This is a genomic window from Pseudomonas sp. GW821-FHT01C01 (genome assembly GCF_059422645.1).
This window is the reverse complement of the sequence record NZ_JBWKXF010000017.1, coordinates 1-24,222: the sequence shown is the minus strand read 5'-3', so window position 1 is coordinate 24,222 and position 24,222 is coordinate 1. Positions and strand designations below refer to the sequence as shown.

Sequence of the window (24,222 nt, the reverse complement as noted above, 5' to 3'; positions counted from 1 at the left end):
CCAGCAAGCTGGCTCCTACAGTTTCAGCGTGGGCATGACCCCTTGTAGGAGCTGGCTTGCCAGCGATGGTCGTGAACGATAACGCGTGTGAACTGGATAAACGCGGTGCACTTGGGTCCATCGCCAGCAAGCTGGCTCCTACAGTTTCCCGGGAATGTGTGAAGGACCTTTCTTATGAACACCGAAAAAGAAGTGGCCTTTGGCTATAACCTTTTGAGTCCGGCGCTGTCTCAGCCTTAGCCCCCCCTGACGATGATCAAACCATGAATAAAATTTTGCCTTTGCTAGCGGTATTGGCCCTGAGTGGCTGCGCAACGTCGGAAGAAACCTACCTGGGCAGCGGAGAGCAAGCTCTATCCATTAACTGCTCCGGGGAAGCCAATTCCTGGGCTACGTGCTACGAAAAGGCCGACGCGTCCTGTGCAGGCACCGGCTACAGAATTGTCGGAACCGATGGCACGCCCTCGCTCAAGGAGAGCGACAAGACACTCGGCGCCGACATCGGTAACTACAAGAGCCGCAGCGTCGTGGTGATCTGTAAGTAAGGCGCCGCGCCCTACAAATGGATTTCGGCGAATTTGATTCCAAGTCCGCGTACGGTATCGATCAGATCATCAAGGCGACTGAAGGACTCGACTTCATCATTGTCATCCACCAGGAAATAGCTGCGCCCTGCGCTTTTCTTGAAAAACACGATCCATTCGCCCCGCTCCGCCGGATTCTGAATCACATGAGTGGCGCAGATGAGCCCCTCTGCATGGCGCTCCCGGACCTGCTCTCGCTTCATATTCGACTCCAGAAATAACGATGCCGCCAAAGCAAGGCTTTGGCGGCATCGGTGCTGATCGTCGATAGTCTATCAGCCGGAAATGCACTCGTTGGCAGCATTCTGTACGTCCATTGGACGCACCGGGACATTGGACATGCTCTCGTGCAGCTTGATGCTGCTGCCGCCCGAGCGTTCATCAATGTCGAATACGGCAGACGGGCCCGAGGAATACTTGAGTGGCACGATCACACGCAATCCATCCTTGTGCGGCTCGATCTGCAAGGCGCCACGGCTTTCGGCGAGTTTTTCGCTCAGACATTGCGCGTACTCATGGGGCTTCTTGCCAGAAATCACGTTCATCGTCGGCAGGGACTCGTTGATTTCCGAGACGTTCGCACAACCACTCATCGTCAATGCCATCGGCAACAACCACAAACCCCACTTCATACAAATCCTCCGATAAAGAGGCTCGGACAGCGCAGATGCGTTTTTTCTCCGAGACAAACTGCTTTATCGCTCATCAAACGTGAAATAAGCGTTTTTTATTGTCAAAGCGGCCGGATAATCAGGCGTTCGGGCTGATAAACTGCGCCAATCGCCCATGCTATCGTTTTGATTTTGTAGAAAAAGCCCTTCTGGAGGCGCCTCATGAAATTTATCCATCAGCGCGAGCACCTCAATGAAGACGACATTGTCGTCATTCAATGCTCCCAAATGTGCAACATTCGTTTGATGAACGACGCCAACTTCCGCAGCTTTAAAAATGGCGGCCGTCACACCTATCACGGCGGTGCATTCGACACGTTTCCGGCCCGCATCACCGCACCCAGCACCGGTTTCTGGAACATCACGATCGATACCGTCAACCGCCGCGCTATCAGCGTGACGCGCAAGCCCACCCTGACGCACTCGATCAAAATCATTCGCCGTTCCAGCACGAAACTGAGCTGATCAGCACACCCGAAACACAAGACAGGCAGATACGACCGTGGCCCAAACGACCAAGTACGTCATCAAATACAAACTCAACGGCGAGCGTCGCTTCGAGTTTGCCCAGCTTGAAAACGGTACCGCAGAAGAAGCCAAAGCGGCGCTGGATGCCATTCATGGACAGGACGACGTCATCAGCGAAATCAGCGTCAGTAAAGCGCTGTAACGCGATCCGGAGCGACAATGGACGTCGGCTCCCACTTGCAATTCGACCGCAAGCGCCGGAGTGCCTGTTTTATTGTTGCTTTCTAGACTGGCCACCTCAATAACCAGAGGTCCGGCAATGAGCGAGCAATTTATGGACAGGCTGGACTGGCCCCGGCTGGAGCAGCAACTTGATCAGGACGGCTACGCCGTCATCCCGTCACTGCTGAGCCACAAGGCTTGCGAGCAAGTCAGCGCCTTGTACCCCCGAGCCGAGCCCTTTCGCTCGCACGTGGTGATGGCTCGCCACGGGTTCGGCCGAGGCGAGTACAAGTATTTCAGCTACCCATTGCCGGAACTTGTGGCCCGCTTGCGCAACGCGCTCTACCCACGACTGGTGCCCATCGCCAATCGCTGGCATGAGCAAATGGGTTTGCCCATTGTTTTTCCTGAGTCTCATCAAGCCTTCCTCGAACGCTGTCATGCCGCTGGTCAGAACCGTCCGACACCGTTATTGCTGCAGTATGGTCCGCAGGACTACAACTGCTTGCACCAGGATTTGTACGGTGAACACGTTTTCCCGCTGCAAGTGGCGATTCTGCTGTCAGACCCGGATAAAGACTTCACGGGCGGCGAATTTGTCCTGACAGAACAGCGCCCGCGAATGCAGTCACGCCCGATGGTCATCGGCCTGAAGAAAGGTGACGGATTGATTTTTGCGGTCAACCAACGGCCGGTCAAAGGGACTCGCGGTTACTACCGCGTGACCCTGCGCCACGGCGTGAGTCGCCTGCACAGCGGTAAACGGCATACCCTTGGAATCATCTTTCACGATGCGCTATGAGCCCATGAATCCGCTGACTTTCGATCTGTTTGCCGATGCAGAGCCCGAGCAACAGCCCAGGCGCGAGCAGATCGGCGAACAGTCATACGTGCTGCGAGGCTTCGCCCTACCCTGGCTGGAGCGCTTGCTGCCCGCCCTGGAGGCGGTGCTGGCGGCCGCGCCGTTTCGGCAGATGGTCACGCCCGGCGGCTTCACCATGTCGGTAGCCCTGAGCAGTTGTGGCACATTCGGCTGGACCACTGACCGCAGCGGTTATCGATACACCCTTGATGATCCACAAACCGGTCAGCCCTGGCCAATGATGCCCGAAGTGTTTCTCCAACTGGCACAAGCGGCGGCACTGGCAGCAGGGTTCACCGATTTTGCGCCGGACTCCTGCCTGATCAACCGCTACATCCCCGGGGCAAAAATGTCATTGCATCAAGATAAAGACGAATATTCCTACGCCGCCCCCATCGTTTCGGTATCGCTGGGCTTGCCGGCGATGTTCCTGTTCGGCGGTTTTAAACGCAGCGACGAAAGTCAACGCGTTCCCCTGCTGCATGGCGACATCGTGGTCTGGGGTGGGGTGGATCGCCTGCGTTATCACGGTGTGTTGCCGATCAAGGATGGCCATCACCCGAGACTCGGCGGGCAACGCATCAATTTCACGTTCCGTACCGCCGGATAAAGGCTTCGAATTTGACCGCAAGCGCCGGAGTGCGTGGGTATTGCCCCGTGATTAAGGTGTAGTCAACCACTCAAAGGACATGACGCCATGACAACCCAATCGACCAAGATCACCATTGAAAACGATCCGCGCTGGGCCGCCGTTGTCGCGCGTGATCCCAAGGCTGACGGGCAGTTTGTTTATGCCGTGAAGACGACAGGCATCTACTGCAATCCCAGCAGCCTTGCGCGCTTGCCCAAACCACACAATGTCGAATTCTTCGATAGCGCCGAACAGGCCCAGGCCGCGGGGTATCGTCCCAGCAAGCGCGCGACAAAAGATCAGAGCGAACTCGCCGCACAACATGCCGCGACGGTGGCCGCCGCTTGCCGCCAGATCGAAACCGCGGAATCGCTGCCGGCCCTGGGCGAATTGGCCGATGCGGCAGGGTTGAGCAGCTTCCACTTCCATCGCGTGTTCAAAGCCGTCACCGGCCTGACGCCCAAGGGCTACGCCGACGCTCACCGCTCACGCAAGGTTCGCGAGCGGCTGGCGAACGGCGGCTCGGTGACCGATGCCCTGTATGACGCCGGTTTCAACTCCAACAGCCGTTTTTATGAAGCGGCAGACCAACTGCTCGGGATGAAACCCGGGGACTACCGCGCGGCCGGTCAAAATAACGATATTCGTTTTGCCGTCGGCCAGTGTTCTCTGGGGGCGATTCTGGTGGCGCAGAGTGAACGCGGGGTATGCGCGATCCTGCTCGGCGATGATCCGCACCAATTGGTCTGTGATCTGCAAGACAAATTCCGGCGCGCCAATTTGATTGGCGCCGATCAGGAGTTCGAAACGTTGATTGCCAGGGTCGTCGGCTTTATTGAAGCCCCGGCGATTGGCCTGGATCTGCCATTGGACGTGCGCGGCACCGCGTTTCAGGAACGGGTCTGGCAAGCGCTGCGGGAGATTCCTGTCGGCAGCACGGCGAGCTACGCCGATGTCGCGCTACGCATCGGTTCGCCGAAAGCCGTTCGCGCCGTGGCTCAAGCCTGCGGCGCAAACAGCCTGGCAGTCGCGATCCCGTGCCATCGCGTGGTGCGCAGCGACGGCAATCTGTCGGGCTATCGCTGGGGTGTCGAGCGCAAACGCCAGTTGCTGGAGCGCGAGTCGCAGTAATCAGCGATTCACATCCACCACCACGCGCCCGCGCAACTGCCCGGCAAGCAAGCGCGGCGCGGCTTCGATGGCTTCGCTCAAGCCGATTTCGTGACTGATCAGCGGCAACAGGTTGAAGTCCAGGTCCTTGGCCAGTCGACTCCAGGCCTCCACACGTTTGGCTTTGGGCTGGGTCACGCTGTTGATCCCGGCCAGAGTCACACCGCGCAGAATGAACGGTGCAACGGACGCCGGAAAGTCCATGCCTTGCGCCAAACCGCATGCCGCGACGGTGCCATTGGCCTTGGTGCTGGCGCACGCATTGGCCAGGGTATGGCTACCGACCGAATCGATGACTGCCGCCCAGCGCTCCTTGGCCAATGGCTTGCCTGGTTCGGACAACGTGGCACGGTCGATGATTTCGCCAGCGCCCAGTTGCTTCAGGTAGTCGTGCTCCGAGGTGCGTCCGGTGGACGCGACCACCCGGTAGCCGAGCTTGCTCAGCAATGCGATGGCGAAACTGCCGACGCCACCGTTGGCGCCGGTGACCAGGATTTCGCCCTGCTCAGGCGTCACACCGTTATGCTCCAGAGCCAGGATGCACAGCATGGCCGTGTAGCCCGCCGTGCCGATGGCCATCGCCTGGGCGGCGCTGAATGCCTTGGGCAACGGAATCAGCCAGTCACCGTTCAGGCGAGCCTTTTGCGCCAAGCCACCCCAATGCCCTTCACCCACGCCCCAGCCATTGAGCAGGACTGCGTCACCGACCTTGTAGTCCGGATGCCCGCTGACTTCGACGACACCGGCCAGGTCGATGCCCGGCACCATCGGGAATTTGCGCACCACCGGACTGCTGCCGGTGATTGCCAGGCCATCCTTGAAGTTCAGCGTGCTGTAGGCAACACGCACCGTGACATCGCCCTCGGGTAACTGATCGTCCTGGATCTCTTGCAGTGTGGCCCGGTAACCGCTGTCGTCTTTGTCGATCAAAATACCTTTGAACATTACGGCCTCTCAATGGAATCAGTCTGGTGGTGGTGCATTTGAAATAACACATGGCAACAAATTGTCGTACTCGACTTTAAGCCAATCAGCCATCCCATCGAGCGCTGAAGAAAGCCCGGCGAACTGAAATGACGACTGGCCTTGCGCCAATCGTTGCGTTACAAATCCTGTTCTAGCGTCCCTGCCCGGATTCAACGTCGGAGAACACAGCACATGAACCAATGGCCAGATACCCGCATTCTTGACCTGCTCGGGATCGAACTGCCGATCATTCAGGGGCCGATGGCCGGAGCCAACAACTCGGCCATGGTGATTGCAGCCTGCAATGCGGGTGGCCTGGGCTCGATGCCAGCGGCGATGCTCAGCACGGATCAACTGCGCGAAGAGCTGAAAACGATCCGCCAACACACCCAGCGCCCGATCAACGTCAATTTTTTCTGTCATCAAACTCCAGCTCCTGATGAGCAACGCGCGCAGGACTGGAAAAACCTGCTGCAACCCTACTACCAGGAACTTGGCGCCGATTTCGATGCGCCAACACCGGTGTCCAATCGGGCACCGTTCGATAACGCGGCCTGTGAAGTGGTCGAAGCGTTTCGCCCTGAAGTGGTGAGCTTTCACTTTGGCCTGCCGGAAAAATCCCTGCTCGACCGGGTGAAAGCCACCGGTGCGAAAGTGTTGTCCTCGGCCACCACCGTCGAAGAAGCCCTGTGGCTGGAGCAGCATGGCTGCGATGCAATCATTGCCATGGGTTTTGAGGCCGGAGGCCATCGCGGGATGTTTCTCAGCGATAACCTGAGCAGTCAGGTGGGGACTTTCGCCCTGGTGCCGCAAGTCGTCGATGCGGTAAAAGTGCCCGTGATTGCCGCCGGCGGCATCGCTGACGCACGAGGTGTCGCCGCCGCCTTCATGCTCGGCGCTTCGGCGGTACAGGTGGGAACGGCGTACCTGTTCACGCCAGAGGCCAAGGTCAGCCCGTCCCATCACAAAGCCTTGCGCACCGCCAAGGAAAGCGAGACGGCCGTCACCAACGTGTTCACCGGTCGCCCGGCCCGGGGCATCCTTAATCGGGTGATGCGTGAACTGGGCCCCATGAGCGCCAAGGCCCCGGCCTTCCCCCTTGCCGGTGGCGCGCTGATGCCTCTGCGGGCCAAAGGTGAAGCAGACTTCAGCAACCTTTGGGCCGGTCAGGCCTTTACCCTCGGGGTCGAATTGACCACCGAGGCACTGACTAGAAAACTGGCTGAAGAAGGATTAGCGAGACTGCTAGGTCGCCTCTGAGCATCACTTTCCTTAAAGTTGTATACAATTTCATGACAACACATTCCGTTCAAAGGCAATTCGCTATATATTTATGTACATAACGATTTACCCCTGCCGCAATTGCCTTTAACGGAGCCGTTTCATGACCATTCGTGCCTCACGTTTTGCCCCTGCCTGCCTCGCGAGCCTTATCGCCGTATTCGCCTTCGGCTCAGCCCAGGCGGACGAAGTCCAGGTTGCCGTAGCTGCCAACTTCACCGCGCCCATCCAGGCCATCGCCGCTGATTTTGAAAAAGACACCGGGCATAAACTGGTCACCTCTTTTGGCGCCACCGGCCAGTTCTACACCCAGATCAAAAACGGCGCGCCGTTCGAAGTGTTCCTCTCGGCAGACGACAGCACACCGAAAAAACTTGAAGCCGAAGGCGACACCCTCAAGGGTTCACGCTTTACCTACGCAGTCGGCACCCTGGCGCTGTGGTCGGCCAAAGAAGGTTATGTCGATGCCAAGGGCGATGTACTGAAAAAGAACCAATACCAGCACCTGTCCATCGCCAATCCGAAGGCCGCGCCTTATGGCCTGGCAGCTACCCAGGTATTGGCCAAGGAAGGTCTGACCGACAAGGTCAAAGACAAGATCGTTGAAGGCCAGAACATTACCCAGGCCTACCAATTCGTCTCCACCGGCAACGCCGAGCTGGGTTTTGTCGCCCTGTCGCAGATCTACAAGGACGGCAAGATCACCAGCGGTTCGGCCTGGATCGTTCCGGCCAGCCTGCACGACCCGATCAAACAGGACGCCGTGATTCTCAACAAGGGCAAGGACAACCCGGCCGCCAAGGCACTGGTTGACTACCTCAAAGGGCCGAAAGCGGCAGCTGTCATCAAGTCCTACGGTTACGAAATCTAAATGTCGCTATCGAGTGCCGACTTTTCCGCTATTTGGCTGACCCTGAAACTGGCGTCACTGACGACCGTCATCCTGCTGATTGTCGGTACTCCGATTGCGTTATGGCTGTCGCGCACCCGCTCCTGGTTGCGCGGCCCGGTCGGGGCGATTGTCGCCCTGCCCCTGGTACTGCCGCCGACGGTGATTGGTTTTTATCTGTTGCTGGCGCTCGGCCCTCACGGGTTCATTGGCCAGTTCACCCAATCACTCGGCCTTGGCACCCTCACTTTCAGTTTTGCAGGGCTGGTCATCGGTTCGGTGTTGTATTCGATGCCGTTTGTCGTTCAACCGCTGCAAAACGCTTTTTCCGCAATCGGCACGCGCCCTCTCGAAGTGGCCGCGACGCTGCGGGCCAATCCCTGGGACAGCTTTTTCAGCGTGACGCTGCCCCTGGCCCGCCCCGGTTTCATTACCGCGGCCATTCTCGGCTTCGCCCACACCGTCGGCGAGTTCGGCGTGGTACTGATGATCGGTGGCAACATTCCCGAGAAGACCCGCGTGGTCTCGGTACAGATCTACGATCACGTCGAAGCCATGGAGTACGCCCAGGCCCATTGGCTGGCCGGGGCGATGCTGGTGTTCTCGTTTGCCGTCTTGCTGGCGCTGTATTCCAGCCGCAAAACCAAAGCGGGCTGGAGCTGACCGATGATTCAAATGCGTCTGAAACTGGGTTACTCGGGCTTCGCCCTGGACGTCGACCTGCAGCTGCCGGGTCGTGGCGTCACTGCGCTTTACGGCCACTCCGGCTCGGGCAAGACCACTTGCCTGCGTTGCATCGCCGGCCTGGAACGGGCTGATCGAGGCTTTATCCAGGTCAACGATGAAGTCTGGCAAGACAGCGAAAAAAAGATTTTCGTCGCGCCGCACAAACGTGCGCTGGGCTACGTGTTCCAGGAAGCCAGTCTGTTCCCCCATCTGTCGGTACTGGCCAACCTGGAGTTCGGCCTCAAGCGCATCCCGAAGCCGCAGCGTCGGGTCGACATGGCCCACGCTACCGAATTGCTGGGCATCCGCCATTTGCTGGACCGGCACCCTCAACACCTTTCAGGCGGCGAGCGACAGCGCGTCGGCATCGCCCGCGCCTTGCTCACCAGCCCGAAACTGTTGTTGATGGACGAGCCACTGGCCGCGCTGGATGCCCAACGCAAAAGTGAAATCCTGCCCTACCTGCAACGCCTGCACGACGAACTCGACATCCCGGTGCTGTATGTCAGCCACTCCCAGGATGAGGTCGCGCGGCTGGCCGACCATATCGTGTTGCTCAGCAACGGCAAGGCATTGGCCAGCGGTCCGATCGGCCAAACCCTGGCGCGCCTCGACTTGCCTTTGGCCATGGGGGACGACGCCGGTGTGGTCATCGAAGGTCGCGTCAGCGCCTATGATGCCGACTATCAACTGCTGAGCCTGCAATTGCCCAACACCACCCTCAACATCCGTGTGCCGCATACGCCGCTGGAGGTGGGCCAGGCACTGCGCTGCAAAGTCCAGGCGCGGGATGTGAGCCTGAGCCTGCACAGTACCGAGCAAAGCAGCATTCTCAATCGTCTGCCGGTCACGGTGGTCAGTGAAATGAGCGCCGATAACGCCGCTCACGTGCTGATTCGCCTGGACGCCGCAGGCACGCCGTTGCTCGCGCGAATCACGCGATATTCTCGCGATCAACTGAACGTCCACCCTGGCCAGCAACTCTGGGCGCAAATAAAAGCGGTAGCGGTGCTGGCGTAAATCCGCCGACACGCCTGAACCGACGAATTAACTTGCCTATTTTTTGCACGATCACCAATGGCTTCTATAGTTGAACTGACCACGAATCCGCTGCGGAGACGCCATGGAAGACATTTTCGTTGTGAGGCGTTGCAACAAGATCATCATCCATGGCCGCCGTGCCGGTGAAAATGACCACCTGCCACCGGAAGCCGCGGTCTGGTATCGCATCGCCGATACCCGCACCCAAGGCTTTATCGGAGATGGCTACGATGTTGAAGAAGACGCCGTGCGTGTTTGCCGCCAGTTGAACGCTAAATCACAAGTGACAGCCCGACAAAGTTGACGGCCGTCACCATTTTTTAACGGGTCTATACTGAAATGGCTGAAGGATCAGTAACCCTTCCGGCAGAAAGCTCGCCCCAGGCGGGCTTTTTGCTGCCATGACCAGGTTTCTTGAACGGAGGTGTTTCCCATGTCCGAAAAAGAGTCCATCACCACCCTGCTCACCTTGCTGGACTCGCGTCAGGCCCGCTTGGCCGCGGCTTGCAAGGAAATCGCCGACTGGGTCGATCATCAAGGCGGGCACCCCACCGCCCTCAGAATTCGTGATCGCCTGAACGACATCGAGAAGGACACGCCGCTGATTCGGCACACGCTGTCATCACTCAAACCTGTCGACCGGCCTCTGCCTCGGTTCAGATGATCCGTCACGGATTTTCGCTGCGAGGACAAGGCCTGATTGGCCGCATGATCGGTGACGTTGACGTCTCCGAGCGTCCGGCTGCCTGATTGACTTTCACCCTCTCCCACGACCCGGCCTGATGCTGGGTTTTTTGTTGTCCAAAACCAATCGAACGTCACTGCTCACGTGGGGTCAACCAATCACACGTCACGAAGGAGACGTTCCAATGGTCACTCATTTCAAAGTCAGCGGGCACCTGGCCTGCGGTCACAACGGCAACAACCTCGTATCCACCCGCGAACTCAATCGCGTGAAATGCAGGAGCTGCCGAAACACTGACGCATACAAAGAAGCACGCAAGACCGAACGCAACGCTGCCCGCCGCGCAGCACGCAAAGCCAAGGCCGTGCACACCGCCAATAACTGGCGTTCAGCCTGGATCGAGCGACTGACCGCGATGGCCGGCCCGCAACGACTACCGCGTGGCTTTGCCGGCCAACCTTTTGTTTAGGGAATTGAAATAGCCGCACAGCTTTTACTTACTGCGATTAGATGTCCCTGCACGCTGGCTCCATGATTTCGCGCAGGGACATACGCTTGAACGCCTCAACCAGTGCGCCCCCCTCCTCTGGCATACAAGTGACAGCCAACCGCATGGTTGCCTCGCCCAGGTGCCAAATCAAAAACGCGGATTCCTGAACCTGTTGCTCATCGCTTTGCGGGAATACGCGAAGCATGGCCTGGGCCAGTAGCGCCCCGGCAACCCGGCTTTCTTCCAGCTCCAGCTGCAATAGCTGCTTGTCGGCTTGCATGCCGGACCAGATGTCACGCATCACCGGCGTCGCCATCACGATCTCGTAATACTGATCGAGCAACTGCGAATAGGCGGCATGCAAGCCCTGGGCATCCTCGACAGCTTCCATTGCCTCGGTAATGCAACGACGGCTCTCAGCGTTGTAGCGTTCGGCCAGCATCCGGATGACGGCACTCTTGTCGGGGAAATACTGATAAAGGGAACCGATCGAGATCTCGGAGCGCTCGGCGATTTCACTCATCTTGAGTTGATCGCTACCCTTGTCAGCAATCAATTGGGTGGCGATAGCCAGAATCCGCTCCTGACGCTCGCGGCTACGTTGTTGTGTGGGATTACGCCGAACAGCTTCTGTAGCAGGCTGTTCGAGGGTTTCAGAGGGCTTTTTGCGCACGAGGGAATTTCCCGATCAATAACGTGACATGTACTCACCTTAGCATCGCCATTCCCCACGCCCAATAATAGATGCCCACACGTCGGGGAATTCGGTCTGATGGGTTGACGGCAAAACATGAGCATCTATCATCTTTTAAACGTGAGCATCACTCACATTAACCGATGGAGATGTACGCGATGAAAACCGATCAACCAATCATGCTGGTCCTCGGCGCCACCGGCAAAACCGGACGGCGCATCACACAACGACTCGAAGCGGCCGGCCTGCCCGTCCGCCGGGGTTCCCGCGACGCCAATCCCCCCTTCGACTGGGAAGATCGATCAACCTGGGACGCCGTGGTTGAGGGTGTTGATGCGGCCTACATTTGCTTTCAACCTGATCTTGCCGTTCCGGGCGCCCTTGAAACCGTCCAGGCTTTCACCGACCTGGCGGTGAAAAGCGGAATCCGCAAATTAGTATTGTTATCCGGGCGCGGCGAAATAGAAGCGGAACAGGCCGAACGTGTCATACAGAATAGCGGGATTGACTGGACGATTCTGCGGGCCAGTTGGTTCTGCCAGAACTTCAGTGAGGCGCACTTTCTTGAGTCTATCCTGCAAGGCGAACTCGCTCTCCCCGTCGGCCAGGTCGCCGAGCCCTTCGTCGATGCAGAAGACATCGCCGAGTGTGCCGTCGCAGCACTGACCCAACCCGGACACACAGACCGGCTCTATGAATTGACCGGCCCCCGGGCACTGACGTTTGCCGAAGCCGTGACCGAGATTGCCCGTTCCACCCGTCGCAAGATCGATTTCGTGGCCGTACCACCGGACGCCTATCGACAGGCAATGGAACAGGAACAACTCCCACCGCAACTGATCGATCTGGTGTTGTATCTCTTCACGACTGTGCTCGACGGCCGCAACACGCCCGTGGCCGATGGCGTACAGCGGGCACTGGGTCGGCCGGCGCGCGACTTTAGCGACTACGTTAAGCGCACGGCGGCTGCGGGCGTCTGGGAAAATGGAAGTCCGACGTAAAGCATTGGCGAGAACAGGCTTCGTCGACTAGGGTTTTTGGCGTATCGAACTGCGGCACCTTAATTGGCAGGAGCCTGATCAAGGAGGAACCCATGTCACCTAATCGTAGTGCCGAACAAACCTATCGCCAGTGGTCCAGCCCGATCCTGTTGGAGCTCAAGGAACGCGAGCATCAACTGAACCCGTCAGACCGCCAGGCCTTGGAAAACGTATTGCTGGAAAGAAGACTGATCGATACCGGTAACCCAACCGGCAACGATCGCCGCAAGGCAGACCCGGAGTCCTGAGCAGCATCAGACAACCACGATCAAGACAGAAGTAATGCAGCAGAAACAAACAAGGGTTTGCATCAGCGTTCGCTCGCAAACCCTTGACCTTGTCATTTCACCAACCGGATACCACCCTCCATCACGAACCCTGTTCCCTGGTTGGATGCGGCGACTCCGAGCATTCGTGCAGTCACCTCGTCGACTTGCGCCGTTCCCAGGCCTTTGGTGCACTGCTCATAGGGGTACCAGAGGACCAGGTCTCTCTCGCGTACTCTCGTTCGGCGGCGATTTATGCCACGGATAGCCCTTCGCGCTGAGTTGAAAAGCGTAATCGAATAAACGCCTCATGTACTCGCCATCGAATTTCTGATTGTGCGGAAAGTAGAAGTCGGAGCCAATGTACGCAAGATTGAAATCCGCTCCGTCCTGCTGCGCCATACGGTAAATTCGCTCCAGGTCGCTGATCCCCTGAGTTTGAATCAATGCACTGATGGCTCGACCGCCGATGCTCAATGTACGGCGTTTCGTCCCGGACCACTGCGGCTCCAGTGTCCCATTACGAATGACATAGAAATGACGTTCGAGTCGCAAAGGTGCTCCGGTGGCCCTGTTCAACGCCATCTTGGTGCCAGGCGGATAAAGGAACACCTGAGTGATTACCCCTCCGTCCACGTGCATTTCCTGAAACTGTTTGCCGTCAACGTCTACATCGATCATGACGGGTGAGACTGCGCCGGGAATACTCATCGACGCGATCATGATGTTGCGGAAGAGGTCGAGCGCTCCCGGTGCTTTGCTAGAGGCAATAGTGCCCATGTTCCAGGTGACTGGCCGCCCTGAATCAAGGTCGGTTGTGCCGATCAGCAGGATTCGTCCTTTGGCGTACTCCGCTGCAATCGCCGCAAGAATCTCCGCAGTGACGTACTTTGTAATGAGCCGCGCCAGTGGCTTGCTGTCCGCTATACCGTCGCTGGCAAGACGGGTTAGCACGTTTCGCGAACGAAAAACGTCTTTTGGACCGATGGCGTTGGCGATATACCGAATGACCTCGTCGTACGCGGATCCCAGGTAGGCGAACGGGGCGACCAGGGCGCCCGCGCTAATGCCCGTGACGACCTTGAACATGGGGCGAGTCCCATGCTTGGTCCACCCCGTAATGAGTCCCGCTGCGAATGTGCCGGCGTCACCGCCTCCCGAAACGGCCAGCATACTTGCCAGCGGCAGGATGTTGTTCGGTTTCCCAGCCCTGTTGAGAGCCTCGCTCTCGCGTTTGTTGCCCTCAATTGCATCCTGAATGAACAGCGACAGGTCGTTGTCCAGCCAGTAGCGAGCATTGGGAATGCCCGGGATGACCGCTTTTTCCGTTAACGTTTGCGGTACAGCATCACGGCGTGGCAAGCCCCCTTGCAGGAACATGTTCAGAGTTGAGGCGCCTGGTCTGAGCGGGAATGGTTTCAAAACGCCTCCTCCGGCCCCTGCAGTTGACAGCAAGTGCGCTCATCGCACCCGGGAAAGTCCTTACCCATGGTGCCCGAGATGACTACACGCCAGCCGACTGCGACATGTCATTCGAACGCCAGGCAGTTCATATTGCGCCCCTTTACATGATAAAAAAACTCATTGGCCGCGTGCTTCAGGTTCAATACGAAAGCCCTTGAAATCTCCAGGTTAAGGGGTGATTCAATCCAGGGCTTCAAGCGAGGCTCAATTTTCCTGCAATGCAATTGTTTTGCTGGAGTGATAGCCACCACCCAGCGCCTTGATCAGGGCAACTTCGCTTTCCAGCCGCTGCCCCTGCAACAAGGCAAGGCCGCTGTGCTCGGCCAGCAGCGGCAGATTCGACTCAAGCGCTGTAACCCTGTCGAGCAGACCGCGCTGGTAGTGCGCCGTGGCACTGTCGCGATTGAAACGCATATTGCCGATGCGCGTTTGTTGCAACTGCTCCTGCGTTTCCAATGCCTGCTGCTTGCTACCGGCCACGGCGACATCGCGCACGGCATCCAGTACGGCCTGGTTGTACTGATACACCAGGCCATTGCTCAAGCTGCGGGCATTGGCCAGTTCGGCATTGAGGCGACCTCCGTCGAAAACAGGCAGGGTCAGCCCCGGTATCAGGTTGATCTGCCGGCTGCCATGGGCCCACAAATCGCCCATGTGCAGGGCGTCGGCGCCGAAGAAGGCTTTGATATCGAAACTTGGATAGAAGGCCGCCTTGGCCGCGTCTATGTTCGAATAGGAAGCTTGCACCAGCCATCGCAAGGCCTGCAGGTCCGGTCGCCTTGCCAACAGTTCGTAACCCAGGCTATCGGGTACCCCATAAACATGCTCCGGTAACGCGCGCGGTGCCAGCGGCAAGGTGACGTCGGCTCCCACGCCGAGTAGCGCTCGCATGGCCTCGCGCAGTTGCCATACCTGACTGCGCAAGGAGACAACCTGGCGATCGATCAGCGCCTGATTGCTCAACGCCTGCTGTTTCAGTGGCTGCGACTCCAGGCCACGTTCGATACGCGCCTGGTGCGCGGCCACTACTTCCGCAGTAATGGCCGACATATGCTGCAAGTCGTCGAGTAGCTGCTGTGCCGTCTGGATCTGGAAATACAGCATGGCCACATTGCTGGATACCTCCAGTTCGACCCATGCCTCTTCGGCCTGACGCGCATTATGCACGCCCAAGGCAGCGTCTACCTGGGCTCGTTGACGCCCCCAGAGATCCACTTGGTAGACACCGCCGAGGCCCACCACGCCCTCGGTGTACCAAGGGCCGGTGAGCCCGAGGGCGGGTTCGTTCTGGGCGAACGGCCCCAAAAAGCCATTGGCGGAGACGTGCTGGCGATTGACCAGCGCGATCAACTGGACTTGCACGCCAGTCAAGGATTTCACGGTGTCGGCCTGGGCACGAGCCTGGTCGATATGACTGCGGGCAATCGCGATGCCGGGAGCCTGGGTGAAGGCCATTTCAATCAGTTGGTTCAGTTGGGGATCTTCGTATCGCATCCACCAACGCGCCTCGGGCCAGCCGTCGCGGGCCAGGTGCAGGTCGTCAGCCAGACGAAGTTCAGCCGGGTCCCGTTGCGGTGCCAGGCTGCCTTCTTCCTGGATCAATGCACAGCCGCCCAGTACCAGGTACAGGCCAAGCAGCCATGCACAATGCAGTTGTCTACTCATGGGCTCGGCTCCGGGAGGGCACCTGGCTCAACGTGTTGCCAGTCCGGCAGCGAGTCCAGCAGGTGGTGCAGCGTTCGCAGGTCATGTGCCAGGGCTTCGGCGTTCGCATCACTCCCAGTCATCATAATGCCGAGTGCCGGCAAGACCTCCAACGCTGTGCCCCGGGTTTGCAGATGTGCGGCATAGCGCTCCAGCCAGTCGCCCATTTGTTGTTGCTGCTCGTCCAGCCAGCGCTGCGTTGGAGCGTGGAGCTGCGCATTGAGCGCTATCCGATTGCGCTGCAACTGTCCGGTCAGCAGAAGGATTTCCCGTGATTTGGCCAGTAGCGTCTGGGTGAACAGTGTCAGCTCCTCATGCTCCCCCTGATGCCAGCCGGGCTCCAGGGCCACCCGTGCCAGCATGGCCTCGCACTCGGCGAGCTGGCTCCAGCTGCGCAGGCTCTGTCCGTGCAGGCGGTCGGACGGTTCTCCAGGTTCCAGCGCCGGCGAACGCAATAGCGCGGCAATCCCGTGCAGGACTTCGGCCAGACGCCGGCGCAGGCCGTCGCCTTCGCTTTCCGGCCAGAGCACGCCGTGCACCAGGGTGCTGACCAACACGCCCAACAGGATACCCACCAGCCGGTCGCGGATTTCCGTAAGGTCGATGCTCGGGCCAAACTGTTCGAGCAAGGCCAGAGCGAAACAAAACATGATCTGCAGACCGGCGTAGCTGATGCGTTCGGAGCCTGCGGCCACCCATGCACCGAGTGCAATCACCGGCAGGCTCATGGCTAGCAGGCCGACCAGCGTCTCGATGTGCGGGACAACGAAGACGATACACAACAGCGTCAGTGCGCTGCCCACCAGGCAGCCTCCGATCCGCAGCAGGCCCTTTTGGGTCGAGGCGCCGAGACTGGGCAAGGCAACGATGACGCAAGTCAGCATCACCGTGTGGATACCCGGCCAGTCCACGCCGTTGTAGAACACGTAGCAAATCAGCGTGGCCAGCCAGGTCTTGAAGGCGAAGAGCAGGTAATTGGGGTTGCTGAAAGCATCGCGTACCAGCAAGGGCTCCTTGGCTGTCGGAGCACTGGATGGCGTGGCATGTTCGGTAACGGCCAAGGCGCGCAAGGCATCGCGCATTTCTTCCAGCGCAGGGGGGGCCAGCAAGCGCTGCAAGGCTCCACTGTGCAGGACTCGTGGCTGCAACAAGGTGTCGTTATCGATGGCTGCGGCCAGGGCCGCGCAATCCTGACGCAACGCAACAAGGGCCTCAGTGTCATTGCCGTTGGACACCAGCGCGGCAGCCGCCGCATACAAACGAGAAACGCAGGTGATCAACGCCAGTTGGTCGATCTCGCGGGGGCCTTTCACTGAGCCGCGCATGCTGGCGTACTTCAATAGTTTGTGCAGGCTGAGCAACCCCTGCTGGACTTCTACCGCGCTGATCCGCGTCGTATCCGGATGCCCCTCCCCTAACGCGGCCAGGCGTATTTCGACCTGCGCCAGTTGCCTGCGCATCGTCTCGCGCAATTGCCGCTGAGGCTCCTTCGGCAACAACAAGGTGTTAACCAGCAAGGTCACCAGGATCGGGTAGACCACCGCCATCCACACCCACAGGCAGGCCCGCAGTAGCAACTCCGGTTGGGTATTGAGGTCCACCAGGCTCTGCACATAAATCGTGACGATGGCCACCACGAAGAACAGTGGGCCGAGGCGCGTTGCGCGCATGGCGAACATGCTGATGAGGAACACCACGCTCGCACAGAGGATGCGCAGCAACGGGTAGCCGTAGGTGAACTTGAGCAAGAGGATGGCAATACCGACGGCAATGGTTGCACTGACCATGAACAGGATGCCGACCATGCGCGTGAGCATCAGGTTACTTTGACTGACGAAAAACACGATAATCAGCGACAGCGCCAGCAGCGGCACTTCCAGGCTCATGGAGAGGATGATCACCAGAGCGCAGGCCAGCACGTTGCGCAACAGTGCGTTGCCCCGCCCCGGAAAGGGCGAAAGCTGCGCGTCGAGGAAGCGCCAGAAGCGTCGCTCCCATGTTGGCGCAACGCTCATTGCGGCGAATCCCCATCCTGACCGGCATGGATCAGCGCCACGGCCGATGCGCCAATGCGAAACAGGTTCGGATCGGGTTGATTGACGCGAATGCGCACTGGAAAGCGTTGTGCCACCCGCACCCAATTGATGGTCCGCGCGACCTTCGGCAGCCCTGCAGCCTGGGCGCCGCCGTCATCGGGGAACACGCCGAAACCAATGGAATCGACAGTGCCACTGAACGACTGGCGGCTGTCGCCCATCAGGTAAAGGGTGGCGCGGCTGCCAATGTGGATCTTGTCCAGTTCGGTTTCGCGGAAGTTTGCCACCACATACCAGCGACGTGTATCGATCAGGCTGAAGAGGGGATGACCCGCAGCGGCGAATTGACCATTGGAAGTGGTCAGGCCGACGATGAGCCCGTCAAAGGGCGCGCGGACCACACTGTGTTCCAGGTCCAGCTCGGCACGGGCTATCTCTGCCTGTATCACCGCACGCTTGCTCACCAGTGCATCGACCCCGCTGACCGCAGCGGCCGCTTGTTTGACCTGTAGCAGCGCCGCGTTCAATTCGGCACGAGCGCTCTTGGCGGCGGTACGGGCCTGGTCCACTTGCTCCTCGGAGACATAGCCAGGTTTCAGCAAGGGTTCCATGCGCCGCAATGTGTCGGCGCTCTGTGCGGCGGCGGCCTTGGCACGTTCGACACTGGCTTTCACCGCTTCGGAGTTGAACTGTTGGGCATCAACCTGACGCTGGCTCAGAATGATTTCCTTGTTCAGCGCTTGCAGCGAGGCTTGAGCCTGGTCCAGCACGTCCTGATACACCCGTGCGTCGATGCGCAGGAGTACGTCCCCCTGTTTCACTTGTTGGTTCTCGCGCACGGGCAGTTCTTCGATGCTGCCGCTCACCTCGGGAGTGACGTTTATGGTGTCGGCATAAACGTAGGCGTCATCGGTACGCGGGGTGGTTTCCAACCGCCAGACCACCCACAGCAGCATCACCAGCGTCAAGGCGAGCAATGCGAGAACGATCAAACGCCGAGGCAGTTTGTTCACAGCGATATCGCCCATGATGCAAGTCCCCGGTCAATTCTGGAAAAGCAGCAGCCAAGTGCTCATCGCCAGCAACGCGGTCAAAACAGGATAAGTCAGAACTGACGGCTGCAGCCAGGCTGCGTAGCCTGACCGTGTTAGCAATATCTGGAGTAGAAAGGCCAGCAGCATGCCAGCGAGGATGCAGAACAGCCAGTCGGGGAAATAGGCACCCAAAACGGGTATCGAGGGAGCATTGGAACAGCCCGATAGCGGAACAATCAGCCATAGTGCCAACACGTCGTGTTTACGGCTCATTTGAGCTTCCACCCCCATTGCTACGCAGCATTTGGCAAATGCTATCTACATTGGCCTCGTGGAAATGTAGCTAATTTTTGGCCAGCCACATCGGCTGGACCCAGGCCCCCAAGTGTTGCACCTGATCTGAAGTTGATAGTAGTACCTGGATCGCTCAAGCGATTCAAACAGACCCGACAGACCTTGTCACACCGAAAGCCGGAAAAAACTGATCCGCGCTCTCCAGGCCCAATGAAGTAAAAAAGCATCATTCAGGCAGAGTGGCGACCATCCATCGATGGTCACCTCCCCAACCTCTACAGCAAACACCCGATGCGCAGGATGTATTCACCGTCAGGACGGTTATTTATTTGCCTTAACCGGTCCCTGATAGTAAGGCAGGCTGTCGATTCGCGGTTTATAGACGCCGGTGCGGACACTACGCTGAACATGCGCCGCGATCTCATCCATAGGTGCAAACCAGACATCGCCTTTTACCATCATGTATTCGATCAATTTCGAAACTTCATGCCATCGTGACAAACGACCGGAAAGGAAAGGATGCCAGACGGGTATGAAAAGGCCGCCATACTCCCATGCTGCATCAAACTCGGCCTTGAAAACCTCTACGGCGCGTTGCGGCGACTGAATCGGCATCTGAAAATCAAGGTCGATACTGTGCATGTACTGTGGCCAGTCATCCAGTGCCCAGCTGGAGGGCAACTCCACCAGCTCTCCAGCACCTGTGCGCAACAGATAAGGAACATCATCCCCCATCAATGAGGCGTCATAGCTGAAACCTCGCTCGATCAGCAAGTCAGCCGAGTGCTCTGACATATTGTAGAGGGGAGCCCGCCAGCCTCGCGGTGCCTGGCCCGTGAAGCGCTTGATGGTGTCGCAACCACGATCGAGCCAATAAGCTTCTTCTTCTCGAGTCAGCTCGTTTGGATGTTCGTGTATGTAACCATGGTGAGCAATTTCGTGCCCATGTTCGACGATCGCTTCAATGGCCTTGGGGTATTGCTCGATGCACCAGGCCGGGATGAAGAACGTTTGTTTAATCTCGAAACGTCGATAGGTTTCCAGGATCCTTGGGATCGCCACCTTCGGTCCGTAATGCAGCATTGAAATACTGGCAACTCGCGTTGCTGAATCCTTGGGGTGTGCCACATGCAAAATGCTGTCGGCATCCATATCAAAGGTAAAGGAGACGGCACAGCGTGCGCCATTTGGCCAGACAATAGGGTTTTCAATCATGCTTAATCACCGATGGCTGCTGAATATCATTGATTCACCAAGAACAGCGAGCAATCCCGATATCAATACTCGTGATCGCGCAGCCAATCGGAGTAATGCGTCAATCCTTTTTCCAGCGACCATTGCGCTCGATACCCCAACTCCCGCTCCGCAGCACTCAGGTCCCATTCCCCATGCCGATCGAGATGCCAGTAGCCATCGCCGATTTCGATGCGGGCATCAGGCATTATTTTCCTGATCAATTCGACGGACTCATGCAGCGTCCAGGAGCGATCACCGGCAATATTAAATATGCCGCCCTTCGTATCTCTGGATTCAGCCGCAATCAGTACGGCACGCACTACATCTTCCACATGAATATAATGGAACCGATGGTCGCCGCCGGTAGGCAAGACAAATTTTTCACCCCGATGAACCGTTTTAAGTATATCCCTGAGAACCTGCGGCATTTTATTTTCAGGGCCATACACTTCCGCAATTCGCAGCGAGGTCACTTCCATACCATAGAGATCATTGTAGACTCGGCCAAAATGCTCGGTGGCAACTTTGGTTACACCATAGGGTGTGGTTGGATTAGTCGGTGTTTGTTCATTGATCACACCCTCGAAATGCCCGTACACCGTTTCAGAAGAAAAATTGATAAGCCTTTTAATACCCGCCAGGCGCATTGCCTCAAGCAAATGAATGGTGCCATCGATATTTGCTGCTACTGTCGTAATCGGCAAATCTATGGACAAGTCGGGATGTGACATCGCCGCCGTATGAATAATACGATCAACGCCAAAGTCCTGGATGGTTCTGACGATCCTGGGAATATCGTACAACTCACCCTGTACAGGGGTCATGAACTCCGACTTGGCTTCTGAATAGTCACGATTGTAACTAACCACCTTAATGCCCTGCTCGCTGAGCTTTTTAGTCAGGTACCTGCCAACATAGCCCAAACCACCGGTAATCATCACAGCGCTCATTTTGTACCCTTCTTGTTATTAGAAAAATCAGAGCCACTTATTTGACTGGGAAACTCATGACTCAGTGAAGTTTAATTGCACGACACTCAACTAGATCGCGGCCCCGCCATTGGGGCTGACTACTTGTCCAACCATATAATCTCCCGCGGGCCCGGCCAGAGCTTCGACCATGGCCGCAATTTCGTCCGGCTTTCCGAAGCGTTTCAATGGAATTGTCGCGCGCGTCTCGTCGTTGTATTCAATGGTGTCGTTGATCAGCATGTCCGTTTCAATCGGCCCCGGTGCCACCGAATTCACCAATACGCCTTGAGGGGCAACTTCCTTCGCAACCGCTTTTGTCAGCGCGATCACCCCGCCCTTGGAGGCGCAGTACGCGGCGTAGGTCGGAAAGCCAATCAACCCCAGCTCGGAACTGATATTGATAATCCGCCCCTGACCGCGTGCCAGCATGCCCGGCAACACAGCCTGCATGCAGGCCCAGGTCCCGCCGAGATTGGTGCTGATCATCTGTTCCCACTGTGCCCAGGTCGTCTGCGCGACTGTCGCCGAAACCAGCCTGCCGGCATTGTTGACAAGAATATCGACCCGCCCAAAGCGGTTCTCCGCCTCGCGGATGATTCCGGCTGCCGCTTCGGGATGACTGACATCAGCTTGAACAGTGATCCCATCGCCACCGTTGTCCTGGGCAATACGTATCACTGCGTCCAGTTGATCCTTGACGTCGAAGTAGTTGAGTACCAAATGATCGCCACTTGCAGCAAAACGCTTGGCAATTGCCAGCCCAATGCCCCTTCCTGCCCCTGTAATTACGACAACACGCTTCATAAGTTCACCCATGGTTTTAAATGAACATCGCACGCAGGCGCCAATATCCGGTTAACGCAGGCTGCAACATTGACCGCATGCGTTAACTTCGCAATCAAGACTCTTGCATTGGAGTGAGTACGGCTTGCCTGGAAACTCGCGACTGCCAAAGCAGAATCAGCGCGCCAGAAAGGATGGTCAGCGCGCCAAGGTACCAGGCGGTGTATTGATCCTCGGGCGAAACCGGATTGGCCCCGGCGGTATAACCGATGTATCCCAGCACGAGGATTGCCAGCGCAGCCGGGATCGACAGTGCCAATGCCATACCGAAACGTTGACGGCGAAAAGTCATGACAATAAATGCTGCGATAGCGGCCATGTAGGACATCACCAGGGTGATGGTCACGACATCGTAGTACCACGAGATCTTGTCCAGTGGCTTCCACCAGAGCAGTGAAATAGCGAGGGTCGAGACGATAACGCTGGCCAGCCATGGCGATCTCGTTTTATTGACTGAGCGAAGCGCTTTTGGCAGATGCCCTTCCTCACTCATTCGATAGAGCGTACGCGCCGCCGCACTCGAAGAAATTTGCAATCCGGCACATGCCGAAGTGATCACGACGAATAAAGCGATCCAGGCCATGGCGGGTGGCAAGTAGACATTTGCCACAGCGGCGATCGGCCCACCGTTGCCGTCTTCGATAATGGCCGCCAATTTCTCTACAGGCACTGCGTACTGCCAGCCAATCGCCGCCAGACTGTAAATGACAAATGCCGAAGTCAGAACGAGTAGCATGGAGCGTTGTACAGTCCGAACCGGAACACGCGACTCCTCGATATAGTTGATCGCCGAATCGAAGTTGGCGAGCATCCATACACCGAACAGCACCCCCGGCCCGATCGCGGACCAACTACCAGCCCCTTCCAGCGTGTACATGGAAATAACTGACAAGTCTGGAACCTGAGGGTTGATGATCCCCATCAACCCGAGCCCGGCTACAACGCTGATCTCGAAAATCAGAAATATGCTGGCTACTTTGGCTGTGGCATTGACGCCGTTGCAGGAAATGGCCAGGAAGATCAGAACCATCCCCGTCCCGATCAGTTTTGCGTTAAGTGGGCCCGCCAACACCGGGAACAGCGCCTGTATATATTCGGTTCCGATGATTGCACACATGGCCATCACTGCCATGCAGGCAACGGAGTACGCCCAACCGAGAATGGTCCCTACACGGGTATGCAGAAATCGCGAGGTGAATGTGAAGACGCCACCCGCCGACGGTGCCTGGCGAGTGAGTGAGATCATGCAGAACGCCATGACCAGCATTGGAAAGAAGTAAGCAATCAAAATGGCCAGTGGTGCGCGGTGGCCGGATATTGAGTAAAGAATCGACATCGAAGAGGCCGCGATCCAGCCAGGCGCATTGAAGCCCAGCGCCGAAAACGTCACATCCCTGGTAGTTAGAGTTCCCTTGTTTAGCGCCGTATCCAGATCACGAACAGTTCCGTCACGGTCATAGCCGATGATTTCATAGAAGTTCATTTTTCAGGCTCTGATTAATAGCTATAGAAGATGTTCTAGCGTCAAACCAACCGAGTTGATTTGAGCGCCGTTCTTATTATTCAACTAAGCAAAATGCAGATACTCAAAACCCGAACAAGCCAAACACCAGCAGCTTATTCAGATTTGACTTACAGCTTTCTTGTTCTTTATCGCCCTCCAGGAAAACCCTCCAGTCGGGAATTATTTTTTCAGCCGCCAGCAGTCACTTCAACTGCGTAGCCATGTGCGCGACCCGTTGTAATGCTTAAACCTCTGAATGGGGGTGGGAGGCCAGTATAGGAACAGCCAAAAAATACCTACCATCAGAAATTTCCGATGTTTGAATCTGAATTAGCGAAGTAAGTCCCGGTCAAGAACGGCTCATTCGTTTTGGCTAATGCCAGTCAGTTAAGCAATTTCAGCCGCGACACCCTTTGTAGCAGCTGCCGAGCCCGCGAGGCTGCGTTCGGC

The 24,222-nt window shown here is 57.5% G+C and carries 28 protein-coding genes; 15 read left to right on the top strand and 13 right to left on the bottom strand.

All coding sequences use genetic code 11. The features are described from left to right. Positions 1 to 263: 263 nt before the first annotated feature. Positions 264 to 545 carry a hypothetical protein gene (locus AC07XF_RS13285; protein WP_495026847.1) on the top strand — a complete coding sequence of 94 codons (282 nt, stop codon included), beginning with the start codon at positions 264 to 266 and terminating at the stop codon, positions 543 to 545. An 11-nt stretch (positions 546 to 556) separates the two neighbouring features. Here the strand turns inward: AC07XF_RS13285 and AC07XF_RS13280 are convergent, their stop codons facing one another. Then, a complete protein-coding gene (locus tag AC07XF_RS13280) occupies positions 557 to 787 on the bottom strand; it encodes a hypothetical protein (RefSeq protein ID WP_495026846.1) in 231 nt (76 codons plus the stop codon). 72 nt (positions 788 to 859) lie between these two features. Further along, entirely contained in the window at positions 860 to 1,216 is a 357-nt protein-coding gene (locus AC07XF_RS13275; RefSeq protein ID WP_310058875.1) for a hypothetical protein, read from the bottom strand. Between the two features lie 201 nt (positions 1,217 to 1,417). Here AC07XF_RS13275 and AC07XF_RS13270 point away from each other — a divergent pair, with 201 nt between their 5' ends. From AC07XF_RS13270 to ada, 5 genes are all read left to right on the top strand, one after another. Continuing rightward, the gene (locus tag AC07XF_RS13270) at positions 1,418 to 1,720 is read left to right on the top strand and encodes a DUF1883 domain-containing protein (protein ID WP_007912251.1); all 303 of its coding nucleotides are present in this window, start codon (positions 1,418 to 1,420) and stop codon (positions 1,718 to 1,720) included. A 37-nt stretch (positions 1,721 to 1,757) separates the two neighbouring features. Further along, the gene (locus AC07XF_RS13265) at positions 1,758 to 1,925 is read left to right on the top strand and encodes a hypothetical protein (RefSeq protein ID WP_007985513.1); all 168 of its coding nucleotides are present in this window, start codon (positions 1,758 to 1,760) and stop codon (positions 1,923 to 1,925) included. Between the two features lie 117 nt (positions 1,926 to 2,042). Continuing rightward, entirely contained in the window at positions 2,043 to 2,747 is a 705-nt protein-coding gene (locus tag AC07XF_RS13260; RefSeq protein ID WP_495026845.1) for a 2OG-Fe(II) oxygenase, read from the top strand. Then, positions 2,737 to 3,417 carry a DNA oxidative demethylase AlkB gene (alkB, locus tag AC07XF_RS13255; RefSeq protein ID WP_495026844.1) on the top strand — a complete coding sequence of 227 codons (681 nt, stop codon included), beginning with the start codon at positions 2,737 to 2,739 and terminating at the stop codon, positions 3,415 to 3,417. Before AC07XF_RS13260 ends, alkB begins: the two co-directional genes overlap by 11 nt. Before the next feature lie 87 nt (positions 3,418 to 3,504). Beyond that, on the top strand, positions 3,505 to 4,569 hold the full coding sequence (ada, locus tag AC07XF_RS13250; RefSeq protein WP_495026843.1) for a bifunctional DNA-binding transcriptional regulator/O6-methylguanine-DNA methyltransferase Ada: 1,065 nt from the start codon (positions 3,505 to 3,507) through the stop codon (positions 4,567 to 4,569). On the opposite strand, the gene acuI is transcribed toward ada, so the two are convergent. Continuing rightward, entirely contained in the window at positions 4,570 to 5,553 is a 984-nt protein-coding gene (gene acuI, locus AC07XF_RS13245; protein WP_495026842.1) for an acrylyl-CoA reductase (NADPH), read from the bottom strand. Between the two features lie 213 nt (positions 5,554 to 5,766). Here acuI and AC07XF_RS13240 point away from each other — a divergent pair, with 213 nt between their 5' ends. The 7 genes from AC07XF_RS13240 to AC07XF_RS13210 all read left to right on the top strand — a co-directional run bounded on the left by AC07XF_RS13240 (position 5,767) and on the right by AC07XF_RS13210 (position 10,665). After that, positions 5,767 to 6,834: an NAD(P)H-dependent flavin oxidoreductase gene (locus tag AC07XF_RS13240; protein ID WP_495026841.1), complete on the top strand. Its 1,068-nt coding sequence runs from the start codon at positions 5,767 to 5,769 to the stop codon at positions 6,832 to 6,834. A gap of 124 nt (positions 6,835 to 6,958) precedes the next feature. Beyond that, positions 6,959 to 7,726 carry a molybdate ABC transporter substrate-binding protein gene (gene modA, locus AC07XF_RS13235; protein ID WP_495026840.1) on the top strand — a complete coding sequence of 256 codons (768 nt, stop codon included), beginning with the start codon at positions 6,959 to 6,961 and terminating at the stop codon, positions 7,724 to 7,726. After that, complete coding sequence (modB, locus tag AC07XF_RS13230; RefSeq protein ID WP_495026839.1) at positions 7,727 to 8,407, top strand: molybdate ABC transporter permease subunit; 681 nt, start codon at positions 7,727 to 7,729, stop codon at positions 8,405 to 8,407. 3 nt (positions 8,408 to 8,410) lie between these two features. After that, positions 8,411 to 9,490: a molybdenum ABC transporter ATP-binding protein gene (modC, locus tag AC07XF_RS13225; RefSeq protein WP_495026838.1), complete on the top strand. Its 1,080-nt coding sequence runs from the start codon at positions 8,411 to 8,413 to the stop codon at positions 9,488 to 9,490. Positions 9,491 to 9,593: 103 nt separating this feature from the next. Beyond that, complete coding sequence (locus AC07XF_RS13220) at positions 9,594 to 9,815, top strand: hypothetical protein (RefSeq protein ID WP_495026837.1); 222 nt, start codon at positions 9,594 to 9,596, stop codon at positions 9,813 to 9,815. Positions 9,816 to 9,944: 129 nt separating this feature from the next. Further along, positions 9,945 to 10,175, top strand: coding sequence for a hypothetical protein (locus AC07XF_RS13215; protein ID WP_057714650.1), 231 nt, complete (start codon positions 9,945 to 9,947; stop codon positions 10,173 to 10,175). Positions 10,176 to 10,380: 205 nt separating this feature from the next. After that, entirely contained in the window at positions 10,381 to 10,665 is a 285-nt protein-coding gene (locus AC07XF_RS13210) for a hypothetical protein (protein ID WP_495026836.1), read from the top strand. Between the two features lie 37 nt (positions 10,666 to 10,702). Here the strand turns inward: AC07XF_RS13210 and AC07XF_RS13205 are convergent, their stop codons facing one another. Continuing rightward, positions 10,703 to 11,359: a TetR/AcrR family transcriptional regulator gene (locus AC07XF_RS13205; protein ID WP_495026835.1), complete on the bottom strand. Its 657-nt coding sequence runs from the start codon at positions 11,357 to 11,359 to the stop codon at positions 10,703 to 10,705. 179 nt (positions 11,360 to 11,538) lie between these two features. On the opposite strand from AC07XF_RS13205, the gene AC07XF_RS13200 reads away from it, so the two are divergent. Together AC07XF_RS13200 and AC07XF_RS13195 are read left to right on the top strand one after the other, a co-directional pair. Then, on the top strand, positions 11,539 to 12,381 hold the full coding sequence (locus tag AC07XF_RS13200) for an NAD(P)H-binding protein (protein WP_495026834.1): 843 nt from the start codon (positions 11,539 to 11,541) through the stop codon (positions 12,379 to 12,381). 92 nt (positions 12,382 to 12,473) lie between these two features. Beyond that, positions 12,474 to 12,668 (top strand): hypothetical protein, encoded by a 195-nt coding sequence (locus AC07XF_RS13195; protein ID WP_495026833.1) that lies wholly within the window; start codon positions 12,474 to 12,476, stop codon positions 12,666 to 12,668. A gap of 216 nt (positions 12,669 to 12,884) precedes the next feature. Here the strand turns inward: AC07XF_RS13195 and AC07XF_RS13190 are convergent, their stop codons facing one another. From AC07XF_RS13190 to AC07XF_RS13150, 9 genes are all read right to left on the bottom strand, one after another. Further along, complete coding sequence (locus AC07XF_RS13190) at positions 12,885 to 14,108, bottom strand: patatin-like phospholipase family protein (RefSeq protein ID WP_495026832.1); 1,224 nt, start codon at positions 14,106 to 14,108, stop codon at positions 12,885 to 12,887. A 246-nt stretch (positions 14,109 to 14,354) separates the two neighbouring features. Continuing rightward, a complete protein-coding gene (locus AC07XF_RS13185) occupies positions 14,355 to 15,815 on the bottom strand; it encodes an efflux transporter outer membrane subunit (RefSeq protein ID WP_495026831.1) in 1,461 nt (486 codons plus the stop codon). Beyond that, positions 15,812 to 17,869, bottom strand: a complete 2,058-nt coding sequence (locus AC07XF_RS13180; RefSeq protein ID WP_495026830.1) for an FUSC family protein — start codon at positions 17,867 to 17,869, stop codon at positions 15,812 to 15,814. Before AC07XF_RS13180 ends, AC07XF_RS13185 begins: the two co-directional genes overlap by 4 nt. Then, positions 17,866 to 18,918 carry a multidrug transporter subunit MdtN gene (gene mdtN / locus AC07XF_RS13175; protein WP_495026829.1) on the bottom strand — a complete coding sequence of 351 codons (1,053 nt, stop codon included), beginning with the start codon at positions 18,916 to 18,918 and terminating at the stop codon, positions 17,866 to 17,868. Before mdtN ends, AC07XF_RS13180 begins: the two co-directional genes overlap by 4 nt. Before the next feature lie 15 nt (positions 18,919 to 18,933). Beyond that, positions 18,934 to 19,197 (bottom strand): YtcA family lipoprotein, encoded by a 264-nt coding sequence (locus AC07XF_RS13170; protein ID WP_495026828.1) that lies wholly within the window; start codon positions 19,195 to 19,197, stop codon positions 18,934 to 18,936. 342 nt (positions 19,198 to 19,539) lie between these two features. Further along, on the bottom strand, positions 19,540 to 20,433 hold the full coding sequence (locus AC07XF_RS13165; protein ID WP_495026827.1) for a polysaccharide deacetylase family protein: 894 nt from the start codon (positions 20,431 to 20,433) through the stop codon (positions 19,540 to 19,542). 62 nt (positions 20,434 to 20,495) lie between these two features. Next, complete coding sequence (locus tag AC07XF_RS13160; RefSeq protein ID WP_495026826.1) at positions 20,496 to 21,404, bottom strand: NAD-dependent epimerase/dehydratase family protein; 909 nt, start codon at positions 21,402 to 21,404, stop codon at positions 20,496 to 20,498. Between the two features lie 90 nt (positions 21,405 to 21,494). Continuing rightward, positions 21,495 to 22,229, bottom strand: a complete 735-nt coding sequence (locus tag AC07XF_RS13155; RefSeq protein WP_495026825.1) for an SDR family NAD(P)-dependent oxidoreductase — start codon at positions 22,227 to 22,229, stop codon at positions 21,495 to 21,497. 94 nt (positions 22,230 to 22,323) lie between these two features. Then, entirely contained in the window at positions 22,324 to 23,751 is a 1,428-nt protein-coding gene (locus tag AC07XF_RS13150) for an APC family permease (RefSeq protein WP_495026824.1), read from the bottom strand. Positions 23,752 to 24,222 lie beyond the last annotated feature (471 nt).

What these genes read in the sequence shown, in the direction of transcription:
- AC07XF_RS13285 (WP_495026847.1), top strand. Translation starts at nt 264, where the DNA reads ATGAATAAAATTTTGCCTTTGCTAGCGGTATTGGCCCTGAGTGGCTGC.
- AC07XF_RS13280 (WP_495026846.1), bottom strand. Translation starts at nt 787, where the DNA reads ATGAAGCGAGAGCAGGTCCGGGAGCGCCATGCAGAGGGGCTCATCTGC.
- AC07XF_RS13275 (WP_310058875.1), bottom strand. Translation starts at nt 1,216, where the DNA reads ATGAAGTGGGGTTTGTGGTTGTTGCCGATGGCATTGACGATGAGTGGT.
- AC07XF_RS13270 (WP_007912251.1), top strand. Translation starts at nt 1,418, where the DNA reads ATGAAATTTATCCATCAGCGCGAGCACCTCAATGAAGACGACATTGTC.
- AC07XF_RS13260 (WP_495026845.1), top strand. Translation starts at nt 2,043, where the DNA reads ATGAGCGAGCAATTTATGGACAGGCTGGACTGGCCCCGGCTGGAGCAG.
- alkB (WP_495026844.1), top strand. Translation starts at nt 2,737, where the DNA reads ATGCGCTATGAGCCCATGAATCCGCTGACTTTCGATCTGTTTGCCGAT.
- ada (WP_495026843.1), top strand. Translation starts at nt 3,505, where the DNA reads ATGACAACCCAATCGACCAAGATCACCATTGAAAACGATCCGCGCTGG.
- acuI (WP_495026842.1), bottom strand. Translation starts at nt 5,553, where the DNA reads ATGTTCAAAGGTATTTTGATCGACAAAGACGACAGCGGTTACCGGGCC.
- AC07XF_RS13240 (WP_495026841.1), top strand. Translation starts at nt 5,767, where the DNA reads ATGAACCAATGGCCAGATACCCGCATTCTTGACCTGCTCGGGATCGAA.
- modA (WP_495026840.1), top strand. Translation starts at nt 6,959, where the DNA reads ATGACCATTCGTGCCTCACGTTTTGCCCCTGCCTGCCTCGCGAGCCTT.
- modB (WP_495026839.1), top strand. Translation starts at nt 7,727, where the DNA reads ATGTCGCTATCGAGTGCCGACTTTTCCGCTATTTGGCTGACCCTGAAA.
- modC (WP_495026838.1), top strand. Translation starts at nt 8,411, where the DNA reads ATGATTCAAATGCGTCTGAAACTGGGTTACTCGGGCTTCGCCCTGGAC.
- AC07XF_RS13220 (WP_495026837.1), top strand. Translation starts at nt 9,594, where the DNA reads ATGGAAGACATTTTCGTTGTGAGGCGTTGCAACAAGATCATCATCCAT.
- AC07XF_RS13215 (WP_057714650.1), top strand. Translation starts at nt 9,945, where the DNA reads ATGTCCGAAAAAGAGTCCATCACCACCCTGCTCACCTTGCTGGACTCG.
- AC07XF_RS13210 (WP_495026836.1), top strand. Translation starts at nt 10,381, where the DNA reads ATGGTCACTCATTTCAAAGTCAGCGGGCACCTGGCCTGCGGTCACAAC.
- AC07XF_RS13200 (WP_495026834.1), top strand. Translation starts at nt 11,539, where the DNA reads ATGAAAACCGATCAACCAATCATGCTGGTCCTCGGCGCCACCGGCAAA.
- AC07XF_RS13195 (WP_495026833.1), top strand. Translation starts at nt 12,474, where the DNA reads ATGTCACCTAATCGTAGTGCCGAACAAACCTATCGCCAGTGGTCCAGC.
- AC07XF_RS13185 (WP_495026831.1), bottom strand. Translation starts at nt 15,815, where the DNA reads ATGAGTAGACAACTGCATTGTGCATGGCTGCTTGGCCTGTACCTGGTA.
- AC07XF_RS13180 (WP_495026830.1), bottom strand. Translation starts at nt 17,869, where the DNA reads ATGAGCGTTGCGCCAACATGGGAGCGACGCTTCTGGCGCTTCCTCGAC.
- mdtN (WP_495026829.1), bottom strand. Translation starts at nt 18,918, where the DNA reads ATGGGCGATATCGCTGTGAACAAACTGCCTCGGCGTTTGATCGTTCTC.
- AC07XF_RS13170 (WP_495026828.1), bottom strand. Translation starts at nt 19,197, where the DNA reads ATGAGCCGTAAACACGACGTGTTGGCACTATGGCTGATTGTTCCGCTA.
- AC07XF_RS13165 (WP_495026827.1), bottom strand. Translation starts at nt 20,433, where the DNA reads ATGATTGAAAACCCTATTGTCTGGCCAAATGGCGCACGCTGTGCCGTC.
- AC07XF_RS13160 (WP_495026826.1), bottom strand. Translation starts at nt 21,404, where the DNA reads ATGAGCGCTGTGATGATTACCGGTGGTTTGGGCTATGTTGGCAGGTAC.
- AC07XF_RS13155 (WP_495026825.1), bottom strand. Translation starts at nt 22,229, where the DNA reads ATGAAGCGTGTTGTCGTAATTACAGGGGCAGGAAGGGGCATTGGGCTG.
- AC07XF_RS13150 (WP_495026824.1), bottom strand. Translation starts at nt 23,751, where the DNA reads ATGAACTTCTATGAAATCATCGGCTATGACCGTGACGGAACTGTTCGT.